This window comes from Brevibacterium sp. 2SA, assembly GCF_005502845.1.
Taxonomy (GTDB): domain Bacteria; phylum Actinomycetota; class Actinomycetes; order Actinomycetales; family Brevibacteriaceae; genus Brevibacterium.
In genome coordinates, this window is sequence record NZ_SCMW01000089.1 from 1 (window position 1) to 7419 (window position 7419).

8 protein-coding genes are annotated in these 7419 nt (G+C 69.7%); 6 read left to right on the forward strand and 2 right to left on the reverse strand.

Annotation, left to right across the window (positions count from 1 at the left end; all coding sequences use genetic code 11):
• Window positions 1-130 precede the first annotated feature (130 nt).
• Genes FFS20_RS17360 through FFS20_RS17370 form a run of 3 tightly spaced genes read left to right on the forward strand, consistent with a single transcriptional unit; the run spans window position 131 to window position 2754 of the window.
• Complete coding sequence (locus tag FFS20_RS17360) at window positions 131-1063, forward strand: sugar phosphate isomerase/epimerase family protein (RefSeq protein ID WP_137827032.1); 933 nt, start codon at window positions 131-133, stop codon at window positions 1061-1063.
• Window positions 1060-1848 carry an SDR family oxidoreductase gene (locus tag FFS20_RS17365; RefSeq protein WP_137827033.1) on the forward strand — a complete coding sequence of 263 codons (789 nt, stop codon included), beginning with the start codon at window positions 1060-1062 and terminating at the stop codon, window positions 1846-1848. Before FFS20_RS17360 ends, FFS20_RS17365 begins: the two co-directional genes overlap by 4 nt.
• Window positions 1849-1872: 24 nt before the next feature.
• Window positions 1873-2754, forward strand: coding sequence for an NAD(P)-dependent oxidoreductase (locus FFS20_RS17370; RefSeq protein ID WP_137827034.1), 882 nt, complete (start codon window positions 1873-1875; stop codon window positions 2752-2754).
• Between the two features lie 70 nt (window positions 2755-2824).
• Here the strand turns inward: FFS20_RS17370 and FFS20_RS17375 are convergent, their stop codons facing one another.
• Complete coding sequence (locus FFS20_RS17375) at window positions 2825-3628, reverse strand: enoyl-CoA hydratase (RefSeq protein WP_137827035.1); 804 nt, start codon at window positions 3626-3628, stop codon at window positions 2825-2827.
• Window positions 3629-3710: 82 nt separating this feature from the next.
• A complete protein-coding gene (locus FFS20_RS17380; protein ID WP_137827036.1) occupies window positions 3711-4901 on the reverse strand; it encodes a CoA transferase in 1191 nt (396 codons plus the stop codon).
• Between the two features lie 151 nt (window positions 4902-5052).
• Here FFS20_RS17380 and FFS20_RS18505 point away from each other — a divergent pair, with 151 nt between their 5' ends.
• The 3 genes from FFS20_RS18505 to FFS20_RS17395 form a co-directional block, all read left to right on the forward strand.
• A complete protein-coding gene (locus FFS20_RS18505) occupies window positions 5053-5781 on the forward strand; it encodes a GntR family transcriptional regulator (protein WP_137827037.1) in 729 nt (242 codons plus the stop codon).
• Between the two features lie 63 nt (window positions 5782-5844).
• Entirely contained in the window at window positions 5845-6816 is a 972-nt protein-coding gene (locus FFS20_RS17390) for a tripartite tricarboxylate transporter substrate binding protein (protein WP_137827038.1), read from the forward strand.
• 8 nt (window positions 6817-6824) lie between these two features.
• Window positions 6825-7419, forward strand: a 595-nt coding sequence (locus FFS20_RS17395) for a 4-hydroxythreonine-4-phosphate dehydrogenase PdxA (RefSeq protein ID WP_171007132.1), incomplete at its 3' end; no start/stop codon positions are given.

The window sequence follows — 7419 nt, forward strand, 5'->3', positions numbered from 1 at the left end:
CGTCGTCTACTCCGACGAACTCACCGCCTCGACGGAGGGCCCGGCGCTGCCGCTGTCCGACCAGGTCGAATCCGCGAACGCGTACATCGGGGAGGGCCAGACGATCGCCACCGAAGAAGAGTGAGGACACATGAGTATGATCGCCTGCTGCATGCACGGCTTCGCCCCCGTCGACCGCGACGGCCTCGCCCTTCACGATGCCGACCCCACGGCCTGGCAGCACGTCACCGACACCGTCGCGGGTCTCGGATTCACCGCCCTCGAGATCGCCGACAGCCACATCCGACCCGCCGACCTCACCCCGCAGCGACGGACCGAGCTGGCCGCGGCAGCCGCCTCGGCGGGCATCGACTTCGCCGCCGTCCATGTCCAGCGCCGGTCCGTCATCGACCCCGCCCACGGCGAGGACAACCTCGCCTACGCCCATCGGACGATCGACGCCGCCGCGGAACTCGGCTGCCGGGTCTTCTCCACCGGACTCCACCAGCCCTTCACCCCCGCGCAGAAGCAGGCGCTGTGGTTCTGGACGGCACCGGGCTGGACCGACCCCGATGATCCCGAGGTCCGCGCGCTCGCCGTGACCCGGCTGCGTGAGCTCGGCCGTCATGCCGCCGAGGTGGGTCTGCCGATGTCGCTGGAGATGTACGAGGACACGTACCTCGGCACCGCCGCCTCCGCCGTCCGGCTCATCGAGGAGATCGGGCTCGACACCGTCGGCCTCAACCCCGACATCGGCAACCTCATCCGCCTCCACCGACCCATCGAGGACTGGCGGGAGATGCACGAGGCGACGCTGCCGTACGCGAACTACTGGCACATGAAGAACTACCAGCGCGACGAAGCCGCCGACGGCTCGTGGTTCACCGCCCACCCGACCACCCTGCGCGACGGCATCATCGACTACCGCGCGATGGTCGCCCGCGCCCTCGACCTCGGATTCGACGGACCGTTCCTCATGGAGCAGTACGGCGGCGACAGCCTCGGCGTCTGCGCGGAGAACCGGACGTATCTCACCGGACTGCTCGCCACCGCACGCCGCCCGACGAAAGGTGTCACCCCATGACCGGATCCGCCCAGCCCGGACCGGCGTTCCCCGCCCAGCGGACCGCCGTGCTCACCGGGGTCGGCAGCGCCAACGGCATCGGGCGGCACACCGCCCACCGGCTCGCCGAGGCCGGCTGGAACCTCGGCCTCATCGCCCGGCGGGAAGACGAGGCCACGGCACTCGCCGCCGAGCTCACCGCGGCACACGGGATCGCGGCACGCGGCGCCGGGGTCGACGTCACCGATTCGACGGCCATCGCCGAGGCGGCCGCCGCCTTCGAGTCCTCCCTGCCCCAGATCGTCGCGCTCGCGAACTTCGCCGGCGTCTCCTCCTCGGTGACCTACTTCGAGATCACCGACGACGAGTGGACCCGGGTCATCGCGAACAACCTCACCGCCACCCACCTCGTCACCCAGGCCTTCGGCCGGATCATGGCCGCCCACGGGCTCGGACGCATCGTCGGTCTCTCCTCGGTGACGGCGCAGAAGGGCGGCGGCACGTTCTCGAAGACCGCGTACGCGGCGGCGAAGGCGGGGATCATCGGGCTGATGCGCGGGGTCGCCCTCGAACTCGGTCCGCACGGGGTCACCGCGAACACCATCGCCCCGGGACCCGTCGACACCGACATCATGGGCGGCCCCCTCGACGACGCGCGCCGCGACGCGATGGGAGCGGCCACGCCGCTCGGCCGCATCTCCGTGCCCGAGGACGTCTCCGCGACCGTCGCCTTCCTCATCAGCGAAGGGGCCGGCCACATCACCGGCCAGACGCTGAGCATCAACGGCGGCCTCTACTTCCACTAGACCCCCCGATCCACTGGAGGATCAATGTCTGAGCACGTGACGTTCCTCGGCCTCGGCGCCATCGGCCTGCCCATGGCGCTGCGTCTGCACGACGCCGGTCTCAGCGTGACGGGCGTCGACCCGTTTCCCGACCCCCGCAGCCGTGCCGCGGCAGGCGGGCTGCCGGCCGAAGCGCAGCCGCAGTCGGCGGCGAGGGCCGACACCGTCATCGTCATGGTCGCCGACGGCGCGCAGCTCGAGGCCGCGCTCACCGGCGACCCGAGCGCCGACACCCCGGGACTGCTCGACCTCATGGCCGACGGCTCCGTCCTCATCATCATGAGCACGGTCGGCCCCGCGGCGGTCCGGACCGCCGCGGATCGGGCCGCGCACCAGGACATCTCCGTCCTCGACGTGCCCGTCACCGGGGGCATCGCCGGAGTGCGGTCGGGCACCCTGCGCCTGCTCGCCTCCGGTCCGCCCGCAGTCCTCGACTCCCGGCGGCCCGTGCTCGAGGCGCTCGGCACGATCATCGACTGCGGTGAGCGGATCGGCGACGGGCAGGCGTTCAAAATCGTCAATCAGCTGCTGTGCGCCGTCCACATCGTCGCCGCCGCCGAGGCCCTGTCCCTGGCGGATCGGCTCGGTCTCGACGAGGAGTCGGTGCTCGCGGCGATGACCGCCGGCGCCGGGCAGTCGTGGATGCTCGGTGACCGCGGACCGCGCATGCTCGAGGGCCTCGACGCTCCGGTGGCCAGTGCCGTGAGCATCTTCGTCAAGGACACGACGCTGGTCGCCGAGGTGGCGGCCGGATTCGACATCGACCTCGCCCTCCTGCCGGTGGCGGGGAGGAAGTTCGCCGAGGCGGCCGACGCCGGTCTCGCCCGCCGTGATGACTCCCAGGTCATCCGCACCTATGACCGGTGATGAGCGGAGCGACCGGGGCGCGGGTCAGGGCCTCGCCTCGGTGCGGCTCAGCGCCTCGCCTCGGTGAGTCTCAGCGTCCCGTCCACTCGTACGGGGTCTTGGCGATGAAGGCGCCGACGGCGTTGTGGAAGTCCTCGGATCCGTAGATCCGCTCGACGACGTCGGCGTCGTCGATCGACCCGCCGGAGGCCGCGAGGCGCCGGACGACCTCCTTGACCGACCACATCGTCAGGGGTGCGTGGCCTTTGAGCGTCTCCGCCCACTCGGCGGCCGCCTGGTCGACGTCATCGGTGATGAGACCGACGAATCCGGCGGTGAGCGCTTCGTCGGCCTCGATGAAGCGGGCGCGCAGCAGCATGTCGACGACCCGGCCGCGACCGAGCAGGTCGATGAGCAGACTCAGGGTGTCCCCGGACAGGCAGTTGCCGAGGGTCCGGGCGATCGGCACGCCGAACCGCGCGCGGGGGGAGGCCACCCGCAGATCCGCGCACGCGGCGATGCCGAGCCCCCCGCCCACGCAGTACCCGTCGATCGCGGCGATGACGGGCACATCGACGGCGCGCAGCCGGGTGAGCACCGCGGAGATCCGCTGCTCGTAGGCGACTCCGGCCGGGCCGTCGAACTCCGTGAACTGGGCGATGTCGGTGCCGGCGACGAAGGCGCGGTCACCGGCCCCGCGCAGCACCATGACGCGCACGGAGGCGTCCGAGTCCGCCTCCTCGCAGGCCTCGGCCAGACCCATGTACATGTCCCACGTCATCGCATTCCGGGCTGCGGGACGGTTGAACGTGATCGTCAGGACGCCGTCGGCGAGGTCGACGAGGAGGTCGCCCGAGCTGACAGCGCTCGTGGCCTCGGGCGGGTTCTCGGTCATGGTCGGGCTCCTTCGCTCGTCATCGCGGCCGCCATCGTCGACGGCCCCTCTCCGGCTGCGGCTGACCGCAGCCCCCTGGTGCTCATTGTCCCCTGAGCTTCGCCAACTCCTCGGGCGTGAACCCGAGGTCGTCGAGGACGGCGTTGTCGGCCCCGAGGGACGGTCCCGCCGGCCCGCGACGGGCGGGCGTGCGCGAGAGCCGCATCGGCGAGCCGATCTGGCGCACGGTCCCGGCCACCGGGTGGTCGGAGTCCCAGTAGAAGTCGCGGGCCGTGAGATGGTCGTCGGTGAAGACCTCGCCGTAGTCGCTGATCGGCGCGCACGGGACTCCGGCCGCGTTGAGGACGTCGACGATCTCATCGGTCGTCATCGTCTGCGTCTTCTCCTCGACGAGGGCGATGAGGGCTTCCCGGTGGGCCAACCGGTCATACGACCGGCCGAACCGCTCGTCGCTGAGCAGCTCCTCGAGACCGAGGGCGGCGCAGAACCGCTCCCAGTTCCGCGGCGTGTTCGCCCCGACGGTGACGAACCCGTCGGAGGAATGCACTGCCTGGTAGGGCGCTTGGTTCTGGTGCGCCGAGCCGTTGGGTCGGCCGATCGTCCCGTCGGTGAAGTACGCGGCGGCCTCCCACACGGCGTAGGAGACACCGCTTTCGAACAGGGACACGTCGATGTGCTGGCCCTGACCCGATCGGTCGCGCTCATAGAGCGCCGAGGTGACCGCCAGGGCCACGTACATCGCCGCGGTGAGGTCGCAGATCGGCACCCCGACCTTGGCCGGCGGGGAGTCGGGGAACCCGGTGATGCTCATCAGCCCGCTGCGCGCCTGCGCCATGATGTCGAGCCCGGCAAGCGGCGCCAAGGGCCCATCCTGGCCCCAGCCCGAGGCCGAGGCGTAGATGATGCGCGGGTTGCGCGCGGCCACCTCCTCGTACGAGGTGCCGAGCCGGGCCATGACGCCCGGGCGCATGTTCTCGACGACGACATCGGCGCGGTCGACCAGGCGCATGAACGCCTCCCGGCCCACCGGATCCTTGAGGTCGAGGGTGATCGACTCCTTGTTGCGGTTGAGGAGCATGTTCGGCACGCTCTCACCGCCGACGTAGGGGCCCGTGCTGCGGGTCTGGTCACCGCCGTCGGGGTTCTCGATCTTGATGACCCGGGCCCCGAGGTCGGCCAGCTGCATCGTCGCGAACGGCCCGGCCATGAAGACGCCGAGCTCGAGGACCGTCACCCCGGCCAGCGCTCCCCCGCCTGTCGCATTCTCGTCCATGAGATCTCCTCTGATCGCCGTCGATCCTGTAGGAATCTTCGTCCGGTCCATCGCACACGATGCGACACTCCGGCGAAACACCCATTGATTACTGCTGTGATCCGCGTTACAGTCTTTGCACTACTGTATACAAAAGAGGATCTATTCAAAAGTGTCGACTCTCGTTTCCTCCCAGCCCAGCCTGTCGGTGCTGGCGCGGCAGGCCCTCGAACGCACCATCCTCGAAGGCAACTACCTTCCCGGTGAGCGTCTCGTCGAGGAGCGCCTGTGCGAAGAGCTCGGCATCTCCCGTCCGCCGCTGCGCGAGGCGCTCAAGGAACTCGCCCACACCGGACTCGTCGAGCACACTCCCCGCAAGGGCGTGCGGATCATGGCGATCACCCAGCACGACGTGTTCGAGATCGCCACCCTGCGCCGCGAACTCGAGTCGATGGCGCTGCGCCTCGCCCTGCCGACCCTCGTTCCCGAACGCGTCGACCGGTGCCGGGCGGCGCTGGCGACGATGCAGGACATCGCGGATTCGGGATCCGAGGGCGACATGGTCGCGGCGGGCTTCGAGTTCCACTACGCCGTCGTCGGCCTCGCCGGCCACGCCCGCATCGAATCGACGTACCGGGCGATGGCGATGCAGCTGCAGATGTGCATGGCCCTGAACAACCAGGCGCGGCGGGAGATCGAGGACCTCGACGGCAACGTCGCCCGGCACGCCCACATGCTCGAGGTCATCCTGCGCGGCGACATCGACGAGATCGAGACCGAACTCGACAACCACGGAAACCTCTCATTCCTCATCGACGTCGTCGACCGCCTCGACGGGGCGACTCCGGAATCCGACCGCTGGCTCGAGGAGGTGCGTGCCTCATTGCGCACTTCCGAGTGATCGCCTGATCGCTCCGGCTCCACCGGCACCACCGACCTGGAAGTTCTGTCAAAGGAGATGGACATGCATTCGAAGAAGCTGCTCACCACTGTCGCCGTGGCCGGCGCCCTGTCGCTGGCCCTCAGCGCATGCGGTCAGGGATCGTCGGGCTCATCCGACGGCGGATACGAGCCCCCCGGCAACGTCACGATGATCGTGCCCTTCGCCGCCGGCGGCGGCAGCGACATCGCCGGCCGCGCCACCGCCTCGGGTCTCGAGGAGGCGACGGGCAAGTCGATCACCGTGCAGAACATCGACGGCGGCTCCGGCGCGGTCGGGTACTCGGAGTTCCTCGGACGCAGTGGGGACCCGAGCTACCTGCTCGCCACGGAGACGGCGATGCTCGCCCTGCCGGCGACCCAGGACGTCGAGTTCACGTACGAGAGCTTCACGCCGATCATGAAGCTCGGCGACGACTACACGCTCATCGTCACGAAGGCCGACTCCCCGCTCAACACGTGCTCGGATCTCACGGACAAAGCGCAGAACGAGCGCACGGTCGTCGCGATCTCCGGCGCCACCGGCCTCGACAACATCACCTTCACGCTCATGGAGAAGGCCACCGGGGCGACGTTCGACCGCGTGCCCTTCGAATCCGGCGCCGAGGTGATCACCGCAGTCCTCGGCGGTCAGGTCGAGGCGATCTCCGTCAACCCCGGCGAGGTCGCCGGTCAGCTCGAGTCCGGTGACCTCAAGCCGCTGTGCGCCGCCTCGGACGAACGCTACGAGTACGACGCGCTCAAGGACATCCCGACGGCGAAGGAACAGGGCATCGATGTCGCCTTCGCCCAGTTCCGCGGCGTCATCGCCCCCGGGAACATCCCGGATGAGGCGAAGCAGTACTGGATCGATCAGTCGAAGAAGTTCGCCGAGTCCGATGCCTACAAGAAGTACATCGAGGACAACATGATGCAGCCCAACGTCGCCTACGGGGACGACTTCTCCGCGTATCTGGCGGAGAACGACAAGGAGCTGCGTCAGGCGATCGGGAAGTGAGCGCCGCCGTGACCGAGACCACGACCCGCCCCCGCCTCGTCCTCGTGCCCGGCGATCTCTCCGGGGTCGGCCCCGAGCTTCTCGCCCGGCTCCTCGCCGACCCGGACAACCGCTCACGCGCCGATGTCCTCGTCACAGCCACCCCCGACGAACTGCAGGCCTTCGCCGACACCGCCGGGGTGAGCATCCCCGACCGCGATGCCATCGAGTTCCTCGGCACCGCCTACGACGGTGAGGAGATCGCACCCGGAGTGGTGAGCACGGCAGCCGGTGAGCGGGCCCTGGCCGACCTCGGCACCGCGCTCGACCTCTGGTCGGCCGGACGCGCCGACGGGGTGCTCTTCCTCCCGCTCAACAAGGGCGCGATGGGCCGGGCGGGGATGACGGAGGAGGACGAGCTGCGGTGGTTCGCGAAGCGCATCGGGTTCACCGGCTTCACCTCCGAACTCAACTTCATCTCCTCCCTCGTCACCGCCCGCGTCACCTCGCACGTGCCGGTGTCCCAGATCGCCGCGGGCATCCGCGCCGGCCGGGTGCTCGAGACGATCGAGCTCCTCGACCGCGTCGTCCGAGAGACCCGGACCCCGACACCGAGGCTGGCAG

What these genes read in the sequence shown, in the direction of transcription:
- FFS20_RS17360 (WP_137827032.1), top strand. Translation starts at nt 131, where the DNA reads ATGAGTATGATCGCCTGCTGCATGCACGGCTTCGCCCCCGTCGACCGC.
- FFS20_RS17390 (WP_137827038.1), top strand. Translation starts at nt 5,845, where the DNA reads ATGCATTCGAAGAAGCTGCTCACCACTGTCGCCGTGGCCGGCGCCCTG.
- FFS20_RS17370 (WP_137827034.1), top strand. Translation starts at nt 1,873, where the DNA reads ATGTCTGAGCACGTGACGTTCCTCGGCCTCGGCGCCATCGGCCTGCCC.
- FFS20_RS17365 (WP_137827033.1), top strand. Translation starts at nt 1,060, where the DNA reads ATGACCGGATCCGCCCAGCCCGGACCGGCGTTCCCCGCCCAGCGGACC.
- FFS20_RS17380 (WP_137827036.1), bottom strand. Translation starts at nt 4,901, where the DNA reads ATGGACGAGAATGCGACAGGCGGGGGAGCGCTGGCCGGGGTGACGGTC.
- FFS20_RS17375 (WP_137827035.1), bottom strand. Translation starts at nt 3,628, where the DNA reads ATGACCGAGAACCCGCCCGAGGCCACGAGCGCTGTCAGCTCGGGCGAC.